An 18274-nucleotide genomic window follows, 5' to 3' on the forward strand; every position below is an offset into this window, starting at 1 on the left:
GTCAGCGTCCGGGTTTCCAGGTGGGTCTGGCGAGGTTCTCCGCGAGCCGTCGCGCGTCCGGCAGCACGTACCAGAGCCTGCCTGTGCGTACCAGTCCGTCCGATCTCAGCAGTTGCAAGGCCGCGTCGACGGACTTGTCCGACGCGTTGACGGACTGTGCCAGTTCCCGTTGGGTGATGCCCTGTACGCGCAGACCGTCCGGGGTGCGTTCGCCGTGGTCCTTGGCCCAGGACAACAGCTGGTAGGCGACCCGGTTCGGTACCTCACGGGAAGCCATGGCGAGTTGTCTGAAGTCCGCGTTGCGCAGACGGCGGTCCAGTGTCTCGTTGACCAGCAGCAACACATCCGCGTGCCGGCGGGCCAGTTCCCGGAACCGCACGCCGGGGATGTGCACGGCCGCGCCGGCTGTGTGCCCGACGACGGTGGCACTGCGTGGCCGACCGCTCAGCACTCCGAGCTCACCGATCAGCTCGCCCTGGCCGTAGAGATCCACGATCAGCTCGGACCCGTCCCCGGCCGACAGCAGCACCTTCACGGCACCGGCTTCGATCAGCAGTACTTCCTCGCTGCTGGCGCCGATGGTCATCAGACGGTCGGCCCGGTCGAACGACCGGCGTTGTCCTGCTTCGCGCAAGTGATCGATCGCCTGCTCGTGCATGGGTGTTCATGCTGCCGCAGGCCTGTTCATGGTCAGCAGGTCATTCACTCGAAGAGCTCATCGGACCGTGCCGAGCACCCGGCTGATGGTGATCTCCAGGACGACTCGGCGGGGGTTCACCCGTGGCGTGCGGTACCGCTGCGCGTAGCGTGCCTCGGCGTCTCGGACCGAACCGGCGTCATCCCGGACTACGGCGACGCCTTCGATCGTGGACCACCGGCGGCCATCGACCTGGCAGATCGCGGCGGGCGTGCCCGCGGTCCCGGCGGCACGCACTCGTCGGGCTTTGGCCGAGTCACCGGAGGTGATGACGCGGACGATCCCCGCTTCGGCGTCCAGCGTCGCGCCGACCGGGACGACGTGCGGTGTGCCGTCGCGCCGGATGGTCGTGAGCGTGCAGAGATGGCGTTCCCGCCAGAAGCCGGCGAGCTCGCCGTCGGGGTCGATCACGACAGGGACCGGCGGCGCATGTCGGCTTCCACGTCGGCGGGATATTCGTTGAGCACGCGGCCGGCGAGCTCGACGGCGATCCTGGTGACCTCGGCTGCCAACTCCTGCTTCACCCTGGCCCGTTGGGTTTCCAGGTCGGCACGGGCCTCGGCGACCAACTGGTCCGCCTGCGCCTTGGCCCGGGCACGGGCTTCGACGAGGATCTCGTTGCCCTCGGCCCTGGCCTGGTCGCGGATACCGGCGGCCTCGGCCTGCGCGGCCACGAGCTGCGCCTGGTAGCGCTCCAGCGCCTGCTGTGCCTGCGCCTGCATCGCCTCGGCTTCGTCGATCCGGCCTTCGACGCGGGTGTGCCGCTCGGTGTAGAGCTTCTCGAACCGCGGAGTGACGACCTTGGCCAGCACGAGGTACAGGATCAGGAACAGCGCGAGGCCCAGCGGGACTTCGATGAGCAGGTCCGAGTAGAAGATCGGGGACTCGGCTGCGAGAACCGCGGTCGACATCGGCGCTCCCCTCGTCGGTGCTGTAGCCAGCCTACCGGTGGCGGCACACCGCCCGACGCCGGGACATGTCGGGGATTGACGCGAAATTGCGCTATCCCGAAAGTAGCGCAGTTCACACCACCTCTGGAATTACTCCAGGTAGATCATGGTTGTCGGTCTACTGGGAGGAATTTCATGACTCAGGTCGCGCGCACCGCTGTGGGGTTGCGCTCCGAACGCGGACCGATCCTTGGTTCGATCATGCTGGCCACCGCGCTCGTGGCGCTGGACAGCACCATCATCGCGACCGCCGTCCCGTCCGTCGTAGCCGATTTGGGCGGGTTTTCACAGTTTCCCTGGTTGTTCTCCATCTACCTGTTGACGCAGGCCGTCACGACCCCGCTCTACGGGAAGTTCGCCGACTTGTTCGGCCGCAAACCCGTGCTGCTTTTCGGAATCGGGATCTTCCTGCTCGGCTCGGTGCTGTGCGGCGCCGCCTGGAGCATGCCCGTGCTGATCGCCGCGCGCGCCATCCAGGGCATCGGCGCCGGTGCCGTGCAGCCGATCAGCATGACCATGCTCGGCGACCTGTACACGCTGGAGGAACGAGCCAGGGTCCAGGGTTACGCCACCAGCGTGTGGGCGGCGTCGTCACTGATCGGCCCCGCGCTCGGTGGCGTGTTCGCCGAGTACGTCTCGTGGCGGTGGATCTTCTTCATCAACCTGCCGATCGGCGCGCTGGCCGTGCTGGTCCTGATGCGCAAGTTCAACGAGAAGATCACCAGGAGCAAACACAAGATCGACTACCTCGGGTCGGCACTGCTGACCATCGGCCTGTCGCTGGCTCTGCTGGGGTTGCTCGAAGGCGGCGTGGCGTGGGCGTGGGATTCCGCGCCGAGTCTGCTGATCTTCGCGGCGGGCGCGGCCTCGTTGATCGCTTTCGGTTTCGTCGAACGCAAGGCCGCCGAACCGGTGCTGCCGCTGTGGGTCTTCCAGAACCGCACGATCGTCGGCGGCAACCTGATGTCGTTGATCGTCGGCGCGTTGATGATGGGCCTCAGCTCGTACCTGCCGACGTTCGCCGAGGGTGTGCTGGGCACGGGCGCGCTCGTCGCTGGCTTCACGCTGGCCGCCATGACCATCGGCTGGCCGATCGCGGCCACGCTGTCCGGTCACGCGTACATGCGGATCGGTCTGCGCAACACGGCGATGGCCGGTGCGGTGTTCGCCATCGTCGGTTCCGTGCTGACGACGCTGCTCAGCCCGACCACCGCGGTCTGGCTGGCCGGAGCGGTCGCGTTCGTCGTCGGCGTCGGTCTCGGCCTGACGTCCAGCCCGTCCACGATCGCCGTGCAGGTGTCGGTCGGGTGGGAACGGCGTGGTGTCGCCACCGGTACGACCATGTTCTGCCGTTCGCTCGGCAGCGCGGTCGGTGTGGCCGTGTTCGGGGCGATCGCCAACGCCACGCTCGCCAACCGCTTCGCCAACCCACCGGCCGAGGTGGCCGGGCAACTGCCCGACAGCCTCGACGCGACGAGTCTCGTCCTGGGCGCCAAGGACGATTCACCGGTGGCGACGTTCGTGCGTGGCGCCTTGTACGACGCCACGCACAACGTCTTCACCGCGATGGTCGTCATCGCCGCGTTCATGGTGGTCGCCTTGCTGTTGATGCCTAGCCGGACTGCGGCGGAACGTGCTTGAGGAACACGATCCCGTCCGTGTCCTTGACGTGGGCGGGGTCGATGGGGAACCAGCGGTGGTCGTTGTCGTCACGCATCTTCAAGCCGGTGGTGTCGATCCGGCTGGATTCCAGGACGCAGTCGCGCGGCAGTGAACCCTCCAGGGTGCCCGGGGCGGGTGTGCCGATCTCGAAGTCGGGCGCGCTGCCGATCGCGGTGGCCAGGAACGTGTACCCGGCACCGAGTTCGGCGCCGAGGATCGCGCCCGCGCTCCACCATTCCTGCGTCGCGTCAGCGAACTCCCACACGGACTTCTCCCGCTGCAGGTGCTTGTTGTGCGCGAAGACCATGGTCTTGCCGTACTCGGTGACGGCTTTGAGGTTCTCGGCCATCATCGCGTCCCTGATCGCCAGCAGCACCGGGATCCGTTCCGGCGAATTCCACGCCATGGTGGCGTGGTAGCGCAGCAAACCGTTGGCGGTCCTGGCGTACAGCCTGGCCAGCCACCAGTCGTCACGGGACCGCGCGATCAGCCGCGGTGTCTCGGCGACCACTCGTCCCCGCAGGTCGTCGACGATCAGCCTGAGCCGCTCGACGTCGTCGGACGAGCCGACCGACTGCGTGGGGTCCATCGCCGCGTCGGGGTTGGTCCAGCGCTCGTCCGGCCCGAGCAGTTCGTCCACTTCGTACGGTGAGCCGAAGAACGCGTTCAGCCCGGTGATCGCCTGGCGGGGGCTGGCCGCCTCGGTGATCTCCAACGGTCCGTCGAAGCCGAAGAACCGGACCGGGTCGTCGTGGGTCCGGTTGTACTCCCGCATCCACTCGAGCAGTTCGCGCGACGACTCGAACTGGCCGAATCCGTGGCTGAACCCGTTTTCCAGCGCGTCGTCGACCGACCCGACGCCGTCGACGACGTAGGCGTTCGCCACCAAGCCCTTCATGCAGCAGCTCTCGATCGCGAGCGCGCGGTAGCCGTGGTGCTCGACGAGGTACTGGAAGACGCGAGTTCGTAGTCGCGGCAACGCCTCGACCCAGTGCGTCGGCTCCCCCATCGCGAACACGTGCGGAGTGGTCGGCCGGGTCTCCAGGAACGCGTTCACCGCGGGCCCGACATCCTCGGACAAAGCCATCCCTGCTTGTTCAATCAGCATGGCCTCAACCGTATCGTTGAACTTCCAGTGTAAACTTTTCCTGGAATACGTCCACGGATCGTGAGAAAACCTTCAACGCCATGAACAGGCCGATTGACCTGGCCCGGCAGTATGGCCTGTCCACGCAGGCGGTCAGGAACTACGAGGAAGCCGGGATCCTGCCGCCCGCGGACCGCACGCCGAGCGGCTACCGCCGGTACACGCCGTCGCACGCGGCCGCGCTGGGCACGTTCCTCGCCCTCATCCCGGCGCACGGCCACCAGACCGCCTCGGCGATCATGCGCGCGGTCAACTTCGGTGAGCTCGATCGCGCGCTGGCGCTCATCGACGACAGCCACGACCAGCTCCGCAAGGACCGGCAGACGCTCGTCGCAGTGCGCGACGCGCTCGAGGACCTGACGCCGCCGAGCGAGTCCAAGGTGGAGTCCATCGGCGCGCTCGCCCACCAGTTGCGGATCCGCCCGGCGACCCTGCGGAAATGGGAACGGGCCGGGCTGGTCCGGCCGAACCGCGACCCGAGGACGGGCTACCGCGTCTACTCGGCGGCCGACGTCCGGGACGCCGAGTTGGCGCACCAGCTCAGGCGAGGCGGCTACCTGCTGCACCAGATCGCCGAGGTCCTCGACCAGGTGCGGACGGCCGGTGGCGTCGAACCGTTGCAAGCGGTCCTTGACGACTGGCGTGAGCAGCACGTCCGGCGTGGTCGCGCCATGCTCGCCGCCGCCGCGTCACTCGGCGCCTACCTCGATGACGGTGGCTTCTGAACTACTGGACGTGGATGTCCAGCACCGCCCGGACACCCACGAGCCGGTCGCCCGCGTAGTCGGCGTACGTCGGGTAGAAGCCGTCACCCCAGTCGGTCATGGCGAAGACGATCCGTGCCCCGCCGACCTCGATCTCACCGGAGCCAGTCTCGCCCGCGCGGACGTCTCGCATGACTTGCCAGTGGTGCGAATGCGGCCGGAAGTCCAGCTTGAGCTTCTTGCCGTTGGCGGTCTGCCACGTCTCCACGGCCTCGTAACGGGAGATCGCGTCCTCCAGGCCGAGGTCCTCCCAGCCGTGCACGCCTTCGGGCAACAGGCCCGCCTCGTGAGCCGCGGCCGCTTCCTCGGCGTCCAGGCCCCAGAACGCCACGTCGGCCTTGCCGTCGACCGGTTTCAGGTGCCGCCACGCGCCCAACGCGTCCGCGTCGGCGAACGCCAGCCTGGCCCAGTCCACGCCGACCCGGCCGAGGAACTCACTGCGGGTAACGGGTTCCTCACCGACTCGCACAGTGATGTCCTTGAGCCGCACACCGTGTTCGCCGTAGTCGTGCTTGGTCGCCTCGACCGGCAACGGGCGGTCGGTGGGCAGTCCGCTGACAGTCACCACCGGCACACCGAAGATGATGAACCCGCCGTCACCTCGGGCGTTGCTGCGCCGAACGCGTTCGCGGTGCGGCACGCGTTCGGGCTGCGGCTCGACGCGTGCGTCGAAACCCTCGTCGTGGCAGAACTCCGCGAACTGCCGTGGCAGGTCCGGCACGTGGGACATCGGGATGTCGTACAGCGACACACCCGCCTGCCTGTCGTACGCGGCAGCCGCCGCTTCCGCGTCCGGTCCGGCGATGGTGAAGTCGACCGCGCCGACGATCTCCTTGACCAGCCGGGGATCGTCGATCTCGAGCAGCACCGGGTCGATCTCGGCAGGCGACCGATCGCCCGACCACGCGCCCAGATAACCCCCGTCAGCGACGACCAGGTGGCCGGACGGACACGTGATCTGTCCTAATCGCATCACCGGATCCTATTCCCTTCGCACGAGAGGACAGTATCCGGAGCACGAGCACGGACAGCGACGCCGTGATCACGGCACACACCGACGCGACCACGTTGAGCCCTGCGGTGAACTGCGTCGGTGTGGTCTCCAGCAACGATTGTCCGTCCGTGGCGACTGCTGTGCCGACGACACCGAGCACGCCCACGCCGAGGGCGATGCCGAACTCCATCGCGGTCTCGGACATGGCAGCCGCCGAACCGGCTTTCTCCGGCGGTGCCGTGCCGATCACCAGGTCGGTACCGAGTGCCATGATCGGGCCGACTCCCAGGTATATCAACGAGAACCCCGTCACGACGGCGGCGAGCCCGGCGGCGAGGGCCAGCACGGCGAAGCCGATCGCCGCCAGCGCCAACGCGACACCGACGACGTGTGCGGGCGTGAACCTGCTCGTCAGCTTCGGTGTGGCCATCGAGCTGACCACCAGCACCAGCGCGGACGGCACCAGCCACAGCCCGGCCACGAACGGCGGGAAGTCCTGGACCAGCTGCATGTACTGCGTGACGAACAGGTACACGCCGCCGATCGCGGTCATCGTGAACACCTGGACCATCAGCGCGACGCTGAACGACCTGCTACCGAACATCCGCAGGTCCAGCAACGGGTGCGCGAGCTTGCGCTGTCGTGTGACGAACAGCACGCCGAACCCGAGCCCGGCGACGATCGCGGCGCTCCCGACCACGCCGCCGTGTTGTTTGATGCCGTAGATCACCGGCAGCACCGCGGCCAACGCGAGCAACACGCTGGTCAGGTCCAGTTTCCCGGCACCGGTGTCGCGGAACTCCGGCAGCAGGACCGGCGCGACCAGCACGAGCACCGCCATGAACGGCACGGCGAGCAGGAACACCGCGCCCCACCAGAACCACTCCAGCAGCAGCCCGCCGACGATCGGCCCGACCGCGATCCCGGCCGAGAAGCACGTGGCCCACACCGCGATCGCCGTCCCACGCTGCGCTGCCGGGAACATCGTGCTGATCAGTGCCAACGTGGACGGGCCGAGCGTGGCACCGGCCACGCCGAGCAGTCCCCGCGCGACGATCAGCATCAGCGGACTGGTGGCGAACGCGGCGAGCACCGACGCCGCGGTGAACGCGCCTCCGCCGATCACCAGCAGTTTCCGCCTGCCGATCCTGTCCCCCAGCGTGCCCATCGTGACCAGGAAGCCCGCGACCAGGAAGCCGTAGCTGTCCACGATCCACAGCATCTCGGTGTCGGTCGGCCGCAGATCGGCGGCCAGGTGCGGCATCGCGAGGTACAGCACGGTGGCGTCCATGCCGAGCAGCAGCGTCGGCAACGCCAGCACGGCGAGCCCGAGCCATTCCCGGGCTCCTGCCCGGGATGTGGTTGTCTCCATGTCGCGAGCGTGCGCGTGAGCGCCTACCAAGGACTTACCAAGCTATTGTCTCCAGTCGTGCGATTCGGTGTGCTCGGGACGCTCACCGTGCACACCTCTGCCGGTGAGCCGATCACGATCACCCGCGCGGCGGTCCGTCTCCTCCTCGCCGACCTGCTGGTTCACCAGGGGCAGCCGGTTTCGGCCGACCGGCTGGTCGAGGACCTGTGGGGCGCACGGCCACCCCGTGATCCCGCTGCCGCACTGCAGGTGCGCGTCGCTCAACTGCGCAGTGCGTTGGGTGATCGGGCGCTCGTGGAGTCCACGCCCGCCGGCTACCGGTTGCTTGCCGAGAACGTGGACGCGGCCGAGTTCGCCGCGCTGACGGCACGGGCCCGGTCGACGTCGGACGGACACCGGAAGGTCGAGTTGCTGGATCAAGCGCTCGCTTTGTGGCGCGGTCCCGCGTACGCCGACTTCGCCGACGCGGAGTTCACGCGGCACGCCGTCACGCGCCTGACCGAACAGCGGTTGGCGGCCATCGAGGACAGGCTGGACGCCCTCACCGAATGGGACGTCGGCGAACTGGCCGAACTGGTCGCGGCGCACCCGCTGCGCGAACGACTGCGGGCGGTGCACATGCGTGCGCTGTACCGGTCCGGTCGGCAGAGCGAGGCGTTGGCGAGCTTCCGTGAGCTCACCGCCCGGCTCCGTGCCGAGCTGGGGATCGATCCGAGTCCGGAGATCGTCCGGCTCCACCAGGAGATCCTCCGTCAGGACACCGGGTTGACCAAGGCACGGACCAACCTGCCCGCGGACGTCTCGACACTGGTCGGTCGTGCGTCGGCGATCGCCGACGTGAGCACGCTGTTCGACGCCGGGCGGCTCGTCACGCTGACCGGGCCCGGCGGCGTCGGCAAGACGCGCCTCGCCCTCGCGACCGCTCGCCGGATGAGCCCGCCGGACGGCGTCTGGCTGGTCGAACTGGCCTCGGCGAACTCCGTGGCGGAGGCTGTCCTCGCCGCGCTGGGTGTGCGTGAGTACAAGGAACTCGCACCGGCCGACTTGGTGCTGACGGCGTTGCGCGACAAACAACTCCTGCTTGTGCTGGACAACTGTGAGCACGTCGTCACGCAAGCAGCCGAGTTGGTGTCAACGCTGCTGCGTGCGGCCCCTGGTGTGCGTGTGCTGAGTACCAGCCAGGAGCCGCTTGGCGTGCCCGGTGAGGTGCGGTATCCCGTGCCCCCGCTCGACGAGCCGGACGCCGTCCGTCTGCTCACCGAACGCGTGAATGCGTTGGGGCACAGCATCTCGGCGGACGAAGTCGTGGCGGAACTCTGCCGACGGCTGGACGGGATCCCGCTCGCGTTGGAACTGGCTGCCGCGCGTGTGCCCGTGCTCGGCGTGACCGAGCTGGTCGCCCGGCTCGACGACCGTTTCCGGTTGCTGACAAGCGGCTACCGTGACGCGCCACCGCGACAACGCACCTTGCGTGCGGTGCTCGACTGGAGCTGGGGGCTGCTGTCAGAGCAGGAACAAACAGTTCTGCGCAGGCTTTCCGTCCACATCGACGGGTGCACGCTGGCCGCGGCCGAGGCAGTGACCGGGCTCGACGTGCTCGACCAGCTCACGACGTTGACGCGACGCAGCCTTGTCGTCGCCACGCACGACCCACAGCCGCGATACCGCCTGCTGGAGTCGGTCGCGCAGTACAGCGCCGAACGCCTCGCCGAGGCGGGTGATGAGCCGGAAACCCAGGAACGCCACCGGAGCTGGTACCTGGCGTTGGCCGAGCAGGCGTCCGACGAGCTGTACGGCCCCGGTCAGCGGCAGTGGATCGCGACCCTCGACCGTGAGTCAGCCAATCTGCGGGCCGCGCTGGACGGCATGATCCGTGCCTCGGACGCCGATCGGGCGCTGCGCCTGGCCAACGCGTTGACCGGGTACTGGTTCCTGCGCGGCAGGCGCAGTGAGTCGACGCGTGCCTTGACCGCCGCATTGGCGTTGGGCGGCTCGCCCGCGTTGCGCGCCGAGGCGCGGGTGTGGCAGTTGGGTCTGGATCTGCTTGCGGGGCAAGGAACTGACCGGGTGGCCGCGTGTGCAGCCGCTCTGCGGGCGTACGAACCGTTCAGCGGCGGTGTCGAGTTCCCCCGATCCCAGTGGTTCCTCGGCTACGCGTTGTTCGTCGCCGGTGAGCTGACCGCGAGCGAGGATCTGATCGCGCGGTCCCTCGCGGGCGTCTCGGACGATCCGTGGTGCGAGGCCGTGGCGCTCGGGGTCCGCGCCGACCAGGCCCTCCTGCGCGGCGACCTGGCGACTGTCGCGCAGGCGGGACGGCGGAGCGTCCACCTGCTCGAGGACATCGGTGACCGCTGGGGCCTGTCGCAGGTGGTGTCGCCGCTGGCAGCACTGGCCGAGATCACCGGCGACTACGAGCGCGCCGAGCGATTGCACACCGACGGCCTGCGTGTCGCGGAGGAGCTGGGTCTGTGGACGGACGTCTCCGAGCGGCTTACCGGGCTCGGCCGCCTGCGGCTGCTTGCCGGTGACTACCCCGGCGCGTGGGACCTGCACGAGCGCGCGATGCGCCTGGCCGCGGAACATTCGTACGAGCCGGGCGTGATCCACGCCCAGTTCGGGCTGGCGTTGGGCGCCCGCAGGGAAGGCAAGCTCGACATCGCCGAGACGCACCTGAACGCCATGCTCGAATGGCAGCTCAAGGTCGACTACCAGCCCGGTGACGCGCTCGTCTACGCCGAGCTGGGCTTCGTCGCGGAACTGCGCGGTGACGCCGCCGCAGCCTTCGACCTGCACGGCAAGTCCCTGGCGGCAGCGGAGAAAACCGGCGATCCCCGCGCGGTGGCGCTCGCCATGGAAGGTCTGGCGGGGGCACACGCACTCGACGGCACCCCCGAGCGTGCGGCCGAACTCCTCGGTGCCGCGGCCGCCGCACGGGAAACCACCGGCGCGCCACTGCCGGACGGTGAACGGTCCGATGTGGACAGGATCACCTCCGCTGTGCGCCGCGCGATCGGCGATCAGGCCTTCGACGCCGCTTTCGCCCGCGGCGCGCGGTGAGTCACTCCTCGACCGCGTGCGCCTCGATCTCGACCTTCATCCGCGGGTCCATCAGACCGGACACCTCGACCATCGTCGCCGCGGGCAGCACGTCACCGAACACCTCGCTGTGTGCCTTGGCCACGAGTTCGGCATCCGCGATGTCGGTCACGTAGGTCACCGTGCGCACGACGGCGGCCGGGCTGGAACCGGCCTCGGCCAACGCGGCCTTGATGATATCGAGAACGGCCTTGGCCTGCTGGTAGGCGTCCGTGCCGTCGAGGTGCGGGTCACGAGCGGTGGTGCCGGAGACGAAGACCTGGTTGCCGACGCGGACCGCCCTGCTGTAGCCGAAAACCGGCTCGAAGCGCCCGCCGGACGAGATGTTCTGCCTTGCCATGGCATACCCCCTTCTCGAAGTGGACCACTTCGCACAGTATCCGAGCGGTCATACCGAAGCACTGACCACATGGGCAGGGTGACGCTTGCGCACGGCGCCACCGACGGTCGCCAGCCATGCCCCGGCAAGCATCCCCGCGGCACCTACGGCCTGCACCGGCGTGATCGACTCACCCAGCACGATCCACGACCCGAGCAACCCGAAGACAGGCACGAGGAACATCGCCGACGAGGCCGTTGCCGGGCCGACGCGGCCAACCGCCTGGTAGTACATGACGTAGGCCAGCGCCGTGGGCAGTGTCGCCAAGTAGGCCTGGTTGAGCCAGAATCCGGCGTCCAAAGCGGACCAGTCGATGCCGCCGAAGAACGGCACGGCCAGAGCTCCGAGGCCCAGCGCTCCCGCGGCCGCGGCGAAGGTCGTGACCGTCAACGCGGGCAGGCGGCCGAGCAGGGGCACGCCGCAGATCGTGTACGTCGCCCAGCAGCAGGCAGCGGCGAGGAACAGCAGGTCACCGAGGATTCGGCCGGACCCGCCACCGGTGATCCCGGCGAAGAACACCGCCGCCCCGGCCACGGCGATCCCCAGCCCGCTCACCGCGCGGACCGTCAGCCTGCGCCGTCCCATCAGCGCGGTCACCGCGACCGTGATCACGGGCGAACTCACCGGGATGATCACGCTGCCGTCCGCCGAAGGGGCGAGTGACAACGCGAGGAAGAAACACGAGTTGTACGCGAACATCCCGACCATGCCGAGTCCCGCGATCTTGCCCAAGTCCTTGCCTGCGGTCCGTTTACGGACCAACACGCTGTGCAACACCAGCAGCACGACAGCGCCGAGGCCGAACCGGAAGAACGACGCCACCTGCGGCGGCACGTCGTGCACCGCGACCTTCGACAAGGCGAACGCGCTCCCCCAGAACGCCATGACCAGCACGAGCATCAGATACGTACGCACGGTGGCCATCCTGTGCGCTGTGTGCGGCGGGGTCTTGAACGCTCGTGCGCGAGGCACAATGCAACGGTGGAGTGGGTCCGTTACCAGCGCATGGCCGATCGTCCGGTCGAGACGATGCACGCCCATTTCGAAGAACACAGCTACCACATGCACAGCCACGACACGTACTCGTTCGGCCTGACCGAACTCGGCGCGCAGGTCTTCGACTGCCGCGGGTCACGCCGGACCAGCGCGGCGGGCATGGTGATGGCGCTCAACCCGGACGAGCCGCACGACGGCCACGCCGGGCACGAACTCGGCTTCACGTACCGGATCATCCACATCGGCCCGTCGCTGATCGCCGACGTGCTGTCCGACCGGGCCGGGCGACCGGCGGGGTTGCCGCTGTTCGCCGAACCCGTGCTGTACGACCCGGTCCTGGCCGACGCGCTCGACCGGATGTACCGCAGCCTCGCCCCCGAGGCGACCGCCCTGGCCAAGGACGAGGCACTCGCCGACACCGTCGCAGCGCTCGTCCGACGGGCCGCGCTGCACCCGGCCGCCGAGGCGGCACCGCCGTTGCCGAACGTCCGGCGCGCCCGTGAACTGCTTGCCGAGACGTACCTGGAGCCGCTGGGAGCCGACGACCTCGCGGACGCGGCCGGGTGCAGCCGGTTCGCGTTGTACCGGGCGTTCAAATCCGCCTACGGCATGTCTCCCAGTGACTACCAACGGCAACTTCGGCTGCGTGCCGCACGCCGGTTGATCGCGGCGGGTACGTCGCCCTCGGTGGCCGCCGGCCTGGCCGGATTCGCCGACCAAGCCCACCTGACCAGGTGGTTTCGCCGTTGCTACGGCATCACGCCCGGTGAGTACCAGCGTGCGTGACTTTCCGGATGTTGAGACTGGGCCGGTCGCCGCTTAGGGTGCTGCGGTGGGGTTATTCGGTACCTATCTGTACGACGGCGACTCGTGGACGGCGCACGACGCCGACATCCGGCCCGAAGCGACCGGCCCGTGGCTGATGGTCGACGTCCACGACAGCGACTTCGCCACCATCAGCTACCACCCGACCGGCCCCGGCACCGGCGTCGCGTACATCGGAGTCACGCCACGCGTCTACTTCGACGACGAGAACGCCTCGGCCCCGACGGACGTCGCCCGTGAGGCCGAGGGGCTCGCCGCCTGGCGCGAGGAACTCGGCATCTCCCCGGTCACCTCGGACGACCTGGTCGACTTCCTCGCCGAGGACGAACCGGAGAACTGGGGCGACGACGATGACGACGGCGAGGTGGAGTCCTTCGTCGAGGCCAGGACTGCCGAGTTCCTCGCCGCGCTCAGCGTCCCCGTGCCGGACGACCTGCGCCAGTCGACCTGATCACCTCGTAGAGGCTGGTCCAGCTGTCGCGGCCGTGCCCCTTGGCGATCGCCTTGTCGTACATGGACTTCACCGCGTACGGCAGCGCTGAGTCCACACTGGACTCGTTGCTGGCGCCGACGATGTGGTCGGCCGTCGCACCCATCATGATCACGTTGGCCGCGTCACCCGGGTGCCTGCCTTGCTCGATCTGCTTGGCCGCGTCTTCGAGGTAGTACGACATCATGTCGAAGTTCTCCACCGCGTACGGGAGGAACTCGGTCGGCGGCACACCCGCTGCCTCGACCAGGGCGGTGGCGTGCATGTACGCGGCCAGCGACGTCAGGAAGATGTCCAGCTGCGCCTGGTAGAACAACTGGCCGAGCGCGGGATCCGCGCCGACGTACTTGACCGCGCCGATCACGCCGAGCTCCGGCTCGAACTTCCGGACGACATCCTCCGGACCGCTGTAGAACACGTACGCCTTGTCCGTGCCGACCAGTTCCGCCGGTACCATGACACCGCCGCCGATCATGGTCGCGCCGCGCTCACTCGCCCACTGCGCGGCCGCCCTCGTCTTGTTGGGCGTGTCGGAGCTGAGGTTGACGATCACCTTGTCCTTGATGGACTCGTCGCCGAGGATGTCGTACATCGCCTTGTAGTCGGTGAGGCTCAGGACGACCAACTCGCTGGCCGCCAACGCGTCCGCGACCGTCGGCGCGACCGTGGCGTCCAGGCCGTCCGCGCGTGACGCGGTCCGGTTCCACACCGTGACTTCGTGGCCTGCCTTGCGGAAGCTGCGGACCATCGCCTGGCCCATCGGTCCGAGGCCGATGACAGTAATCACTTGTTGTTCCCCTTCTTCAAGATCTCCACCACTCCGGCGATGTCCTCGTGGCCGTGCCCGTCCGCGACACGACGCGCCATCAGCGGGCCGAGCGGAGCCAGCAGCTCCGCGCTCATCCCGAGTTCCTCGGCGGACAGCGTGAGGTTCACGTACGCCTCGGACTGCATGCCGATGTTCGACACGACGTCGATGGCGTAGTCCTGCTTGTCGATCTGTTCGGCCATACCGTCGACAGACCCGAGCATCGCGCTGACGTACTGCTTGAGCAGCGGCGCGAACTCCTGTGCCGGAACGCCCGCCGCAGTGACGAGCGAGAGGGCGTGCAGGGCTCCGACGAACATGCCGTACATGCCGCTCAGCAACCCGATGTCGTACAACGCGGCGAACCCCGCGTCGGTGCTGACGTAGTTCGTGCCGCCGAACGCTTCGAACACCTGCTTGTTCGTGTCGAAGGCACTGCGCGAGCCGCTGTAGAACACGAACGCGGGCGGCGCCCCGATCATCGGCGGAATGGCCATGATGCCGCCGTCGAGGTAGTCGACGTCGTAGCGCGTGGCCAGCTCGCGGGCCTGTCCCGGCGTGCCGTTGGTCAGGTTGACCAGGACCTTGCCGGTCAGTGCGTCGCGTGCGGTGTCGAGCACGTCCGTCACGGACTTGTAGTCGAGCAGGCAGACGATCACGAGCCTGCTGGCTTCCACCGCCCCGGTCAAGGTGGGCGCGTGCGTCGCACCCGCCTCGACCAGCGGCTTCGCCTTCTCGGGTGTGCGGTTCCACACAGTCGTCGGGTATCCGGCCTTGAGCAGGGCCCTGGCCAGGGCACTTCCCATGTCGCCGAGCCCGAGAACGGTCACCGCCGGCTTGCTGAGATCTGGCATGACCCCACTCTGCGAACCGCCACGCACGGATCGCTGCGGGTCCACGCACGAAAAACTGTCGGTGGAGCCCGCTAGCTTTGTGGAGTGAGATTCGGGGTGTTGGGGCCGTTGGCCGCGTGGACCGCTGACGGGCGTGAGGTGCGCGTGCCCGAGGCGAAGGTCCGCGCACTGCTGGCGGACCTGCTCGTCCAGGAAGGACGGCCGATCCCGGTCGACCGGCTGGCCGACGACCTGTGGGGCGACAGGTTGCCGGGCAATCCGGGCAACACGCTGCAGACCAAGGTTTCGCAGCTGCGCAGGGCGCTGGAGGACGCCGAGCCGGGCGGGCGGCTGCTGGTGGCTCATCGGTCGGGCAGCTACGTGATGCAGGTCGACGTGGACGTGACGCGGTTCAGGGAGCTGACCGCGCGTGCGCGTGATGTGGCTGATCCGAGGAGGCGGGCGGCTCTGTTGTCCGACGCGCTGGGTTTGTGGCGAGGCCCGGCGTTGGCGGACTTCGCGGACGAGCCGTTCGCGGTCCCCGTGATCCAGCGGCTCACCGAGGACCGGCTGGCCGCGTACGAGGAGTGGTTCTCGGCGCGGCTGGAGCTGGGCGAGCACGGGCCGGTGGCCGGTGAGCTCGCCGAGTTGGTCGCCGCGCACCCGTTACGCGAGCGGTTACGCGCGCTCCACCTGCGTGCGCTGTACGGCGCGGGCAGGCAGACCGAGGCGCTGGACAGCTACCGGCAGCTGGTCACGGTGCTCGACGAGGAGCTGGGCTTGACGCCCGGTCCCGAACTGGTCGAGGTGCACTCGAGCATCCTGCGGCAGGACCCGGCGCTGGACGTGCCCGTGCCGTCGGCGGTGCGGACGAACCTGCCGGAGCCGCTGACCGAGCTGGTCGGGCGGGAGACGGCCGTGCAGTCCGTGCTGTCGTTGATCGGCGAGACCCGGCTGGTGACCCTCACCGGCCCCGGTGGCGTGGGCAAGACCCGGCTGGCGGTCCAGACCGCGCGGCAGGTGCCGGAGGCGTGGCTGGTCGAGTTCACGGGTCTCGACCAGCACGGCACACCGGAGACCTGCCCGCGGGACGACCTCGTCACCGAGGTCACCGCGGCCACCCTCGGGATCCACGAGGAACAGGGCGCGTTGTTCGACCGGCTCGCCGAGTACCTGTACGCCAAGGACGTCCTGCTCGTCCTGGACAACTGCGAGGGCCTGGTCGAGCCGATCGCCAAGATGGCGGCCCGGCTGCTGCGGGCCGCGCCGCGGCTGCGTGTCCTGGCGACGAGTCAGGAATCGCTCGGTGTGGCGGGCGAGGTGGTGTGGAACGTGCCGCCGCTGGACGTGCCGAGCGCGGCCAGCGTGGCTGCCGCCGACGTGCGCGCGTTCAGTGCGGTGCAGTTGTTCGTCGCGCGGGCCTCGGCCGCGGCGCCGGGGTTCGTACTCGACGCGGGCAACGCGGCCGACATCGCCGCGATCTGCCGTCGTCTCGACGGCATTCCGCTCGCGCTGGAACTCGCCGCGACCCGTGTCCGCGCGCTCGGCACGCACGAGTTGCTCGTCCGCCTCGACGACCGGTTCCGTGTGCTGGCGGGCGGGAACCGGGGAGGACCGGCGCGGCAGCGAACACTGCGCGCGATGATCGACTGGAGCTGGCAACTGCTGTCGGCCGAGGAGCAGGTGGTCCTGCGCAGGCTGGCGGTGCACGTGGAGGGCGCCGACCTGGCCGCGGCGGAGGCGTTGTGCGCCGGCGGCGGCGTGCACCCGGATGACGTGCTGTCCCACGTGGCTGACCTGGTCGACAGGTCGTTGGTGGTCAGCGGCCCGGGGCCGCGGTACCGGCTGCTCGAATCCGTTGTGGCGTACTGCGTCGAGCAGTTGCAGGAAGCGGGCGAACTCGACTCGATGCGGCTGCGGCACGCGGAGTACTACGTCAGCCTGGCGGAACGGGCCGACGCCAAACTGCGCACGAGCGAACAGCGCGAATGGCTCGACCGCATCGACCTGGAGTCGGCCAACCTGCGCAGGGCGCTGGAAACCGCTCTGCTGCACGACGAAGGCTCGTTGGCCCTGCGGCTGGTCAAGGCGATGACGTGGTACTGGTACCTGCGCGGACGGCTGACCGAGGCGCGCAGGACCATCCGGCAGGCGTTGGAGATCCCGGGATCGCCGCCGGATCTGCGGGCGCCGGTGCTCGCGTGGGACGCCGGGCTCGCGATCCTCGCCGGTGAGGTCGTCGAAGACGAAAACCTCCACGTGGCCTACGAGATCAAGGACCCGGTCGACCGCGCGATGGCGTTGTGGTTCCTCGGTTACGTGACCACCACCATGGGTGGCGTGTCGCCCAGTGAGACCTTGACCAAACAGGCCCTGGCCGAGTTCGAGGCGCTGGACCACACCTGGGGCATCGCCGTCGCCCTGATCGACCGTGTGAACATGTACCGCTACCGCGGCGATTTCGACGCGGCCCACCGCGAAACGGCCCGAAGCGCGGACCTGCTCGACAGCATCGGCGAGCGCTGGGGTCAGCTCCAGGTCGCCTTCAGCATCGGCACGCTGGCCGAGATCGCGGGCGACTACGACCGGGCGACCGAGGTCCACCTCGCCGGCCTGCGCATGGCGGAGGAGCTCGGCCTGACGCCGGACGTGTCGTACCAGCTGTCGTGGCTCGGCAGAATCGAGATGTTGCGCGGGAACTACGCGAAAGCGTGGGAACTGCACGAGCGGGCCAGGAGAATCGGCGTGGAGCACGGCCTGAAACCCGCGGAGATGTACGCGGAAACCGGCCTCGCGCTGGGTGCCCGTCAATCAGGCGATCTGGCGACGGCGGAAAAGCACCTGCTCAACATCCTGGCGTGGCACCGAAAGCAGCGCTACGAACTGGGCAGCTCCCTGATCCTGGCCGAACTCGGCTTTGTGGCCGAGCACCGGGGGGAAGTGGACAAAGCCCGCGCCCTGCACCTGGAGGCGTACGCGATCGCGAGCACCGCCGACGATCCGCGGGCTGTCGCGCTGACCTTGGAAGGTTTGGCCGGAACGGAAACGAAGGCAGGGAATCACGTTTCGGCGGCGCGCTTGCTGGGTGCGGCGGCTCGGGCGCGTGAATCCGTCGGTCACCCGTTGCCTGACGGGCAGCGCCATGACGTTGACCGAATCGCCGCGGCGGTGGCGGCCGCCGTCGGCGACGGTGTCTTCACCGCGGAGTTCCAACGCGGCGGGGAAACGCCTTGTCCGGAGTTGATTCCCGGTTCCTGAGGC

At 68.8% G+C, this 18274-nt stretch carries 16 protein-coding genes; 6 read left to right on the forward strand and 10 right to left on the reverse strand.

Annotation, left to right across the window (positions count from 1 at the left end):
• Position 1 precedes the first annotated feature (1 nt).
• Genes ALI144C_RS27595 through atpF form a run of 3 tightly spaced genes read right to left on the reverse strand, consistent with a single transcriptional unit; the run spans position 2 to position 1608 of the window.
• Positions 2 to 658 (reverse strand): Crp/Fnr family transcriptional regulator, encoded by a 657-nt coding sequence (locus ALI144C_RS27595; protein ID WP_076990112.1) that lies wholly within the window; start codon positions 656 to 658, stop codon positions 2 to 4.
• 57 nt (positions 659 to 715) lie between these two features.
• Positions 716 to 1105, reverse strand: coding sequence for a TIGR03618 family F420-dependent PPOX class oxidoreductase (locus tag ALI144C_RS27600; protein WP_202819084.1), 390 nt, complete (start codon positions 1103 to 1105; stop codon positions 716 to 718).
• Positions 1105 to 1608 carry a F0F1 ATP synthase subunit B gene (gene atpF / locus ALI144C_RS27605; RefSeq protein WP_076990114.1) on the reverse strand — a complete coding sequence of 168 codons (504 nt, stop codon included), beginning with the start codon at positions 1606 to 1608 and terminating at the stop codon, positions 1105 to 1107. Before atpF ends, ALI144C_RS27600 begins: the two co-directional genes overlap by 1 nt.
• Positions 1609 to 1782: 174 nt before the next feature.
• On the opposite strand from atpF, the gene ALI144C_RS27610 reads away from it, so the two are divergent.
• A complete protein-coding gene (locus ALI144C_RS27610) occupies positions 1783 to 3288 on the forward strand; it encodes an MDR family MFS transporter (protein WP_076990115.1) in 1506 nt (501 codons plus the stop codon).
• Here the strand turns inward: ALI144C_RS27610 and ALI144C_RS27615 are convergent.
• Positions 3260 to 4417, reverse strand: a complete 1158-nt coding sequence (locus tag ALI144C_RS27615) for an erythromycin esterase family protein (RefSeq protein ID WP_143230908.1) — start codon at positions 4415 to 4417, stop codon at positions 3260 to 3262. The genes ALI144C_RS27610 and ALI144C_RS27615 overlap by 29 nt on opposite strands.
• Before the next feature lie 80 nt (positions 4418 to 4497).
• Between ALI144C_RS27615 and ALI144C_RS27620 the strand changes: the two genes are divergently transcribed.
• Positions 4498 to 5181, forward strand: coding sequence for a TioE family transcriptional regulator (locus tag ALI144C_RS27620; RefSeq protein WP_076990117.1), 684 nt, complete (start codon positions 4498 to 4500; stop codon positions 5179 to 5181).
• Position 5182: 1 nt separating this feature from the next.
• Here ALI144C_RS27620 and ALI144C_RS27625 read toward each other — a convergent pair whose 3' ends face one another.
• Positions 5183 to 6193, reverse strand: coding sequence for a hypothetical protein (locus tag ALI144C_RS27625; protein WP_076990118.1), 1011 nt, complete (start codon positions 6191 to 6193; stop codon positions 5183 to 5185).
• Positions 6144 to 7586, reverse strand: coding sequence for an MFS transporter (locus tag ALI144C_RS27630; RefSeq protein WP_076990119.1), 1443 nt, complete (start codon positions 7584 to 7586; stop codon positions 6144 to 6146). Before ALI144C_RS27630 ends, ALI144C_RS27625 begins: the two co-directional genes overlap by 50 nt.
• A 57-nt stretch (positions 7587 to 7643) precedes the next feature.
• Here ALI144C_RS27630 and ALI144C_RS27635 point away from each other — a divergent pair, with 57 nt between their 5' ends.
• Positions 7644 to 10643: a BTAD domain-containing putative transcriptional regulator gene (locus tag ALI144C_RS27635; RefSeq protein ID WP_076990120.1), complete on the forward strand. Its 3000-nt coding sequence runs from the start codon at positions 7644 to 7646 to the stop codon at positions 10641 to 10643.
• A gap of 1 nt (position 10644) precedes the next feature.
• Here ALI144C_RS27635 and ALI144C_RS27640 read toward each other — a convergent pair whose 3' ends face one another.
• A complete protein-coding gene (locus ALI144C_RS27640) occupies positions 10645 to 11022 on the reverse strand; it encodes a RidA family protein (protein WP_076990121.1) in 378 nt (125 codons plus the stop codon).
• A gap of 48 nt (positions 11023 to 11070) precedes the next feature.
• Complete coding sequence (locus ALI144C_RS27645) at positions 11071 to 11976, reverse strand: DMT family transporter (RefSeq protein ID WP_168211364.1); 906 nt, start codon at positions 11974 to 11976, stop codon at positions 11071 to 11073.
• A gap of 66 nt (positions 11977 to 12042) precedes the next feature.
• Between ALI144C_RS27645 and ALI144C_RS27650 the strand changes: the two genes are divergently transcribed.
• Positions 12043 to 12843, forward strand: coding sequence for an AraC family transcriptional regulator (locus ALI144C_RS27650; RefSeq protein ID WP_237774343.1), 801 nt, complete (start codon positions 12043 to 12045; stop codon positions 12841 to 12843).
• Positions 12844 to 12889: 46 nt separating this feature from the next.
• A complete protein-coding gene (locus ALI144C_RS27655) occupies positions 12890 to 13333 on the forward strand; it encodes a hypothetical protein (protein WP_076990124.1) in 444 nt (147 codons plus the stop codon).
• Here the strand turns inward: ALI144C_RS27655 and ALI144C_RS57760 are convergent.
• Both ALI144C_RS57760 and ALI144C_RS57765 read right to left on the reverse strand, forming a co-directional pair.
• Positions 13293 to 14159, reverse strand: a complete 867-nt coding sequence (locus ALI144C_RS57760) for an NAD(P)-dependent oxidoreductase (RefSeq protein ID WP_076990125.1) — start codon at positions 14157 to 14159, stop codon at positions 13293 to 13295. The two genes, ALI144C_RS27655 and ALI144C_RS57760, sit on opposite strands and share 41 nt — an antisense overlap.
• Positions 14156 to 15034, reverse strand: a complete 879-nt coding sequence (locus tag ALI144C_RS57765) for an NAD(P)-dependent oxidoreductase (protein WP_076990487.1) — start codon at positions 15032 to 15034, stop codon at positions 14156 to 14158. The genes ALI144C_RS57760 and ALI144C_RS57765 overlap by 4 nt, the downstream gene beginning before the upstream one ends.
• A gap of 84 nt (positions 15035 to 15118) precedes the next feature.
• Here ALI144C_RS57765 and ALI144C_RS27670 point away from each other — a divergent pair, with 84 nt between their 5' ends.
• Positions 15119 to 18271 (forward strand): BTAD domain-containing putative transcriptional regulator, encoded by a 3153-nt coding sequence (locus tag ALI144C_RS27670; protein WP_076990126.1) that lies wholly within the window; start codon positions 15119 to 15121, stop codon positions 18269 to 18271.
• Positions 18272 to 18274: the final 3 nt, after the last annotated feature.

The organism is Actinosynnema sp. ALI-1.44 (assembly GCF_001984155.1).
Lineage (GTDB): Bacteria > Actinomycetota > Actinomycetes > Mycobacteriales > Pseudonocardiaceae > Kibdelosporangium.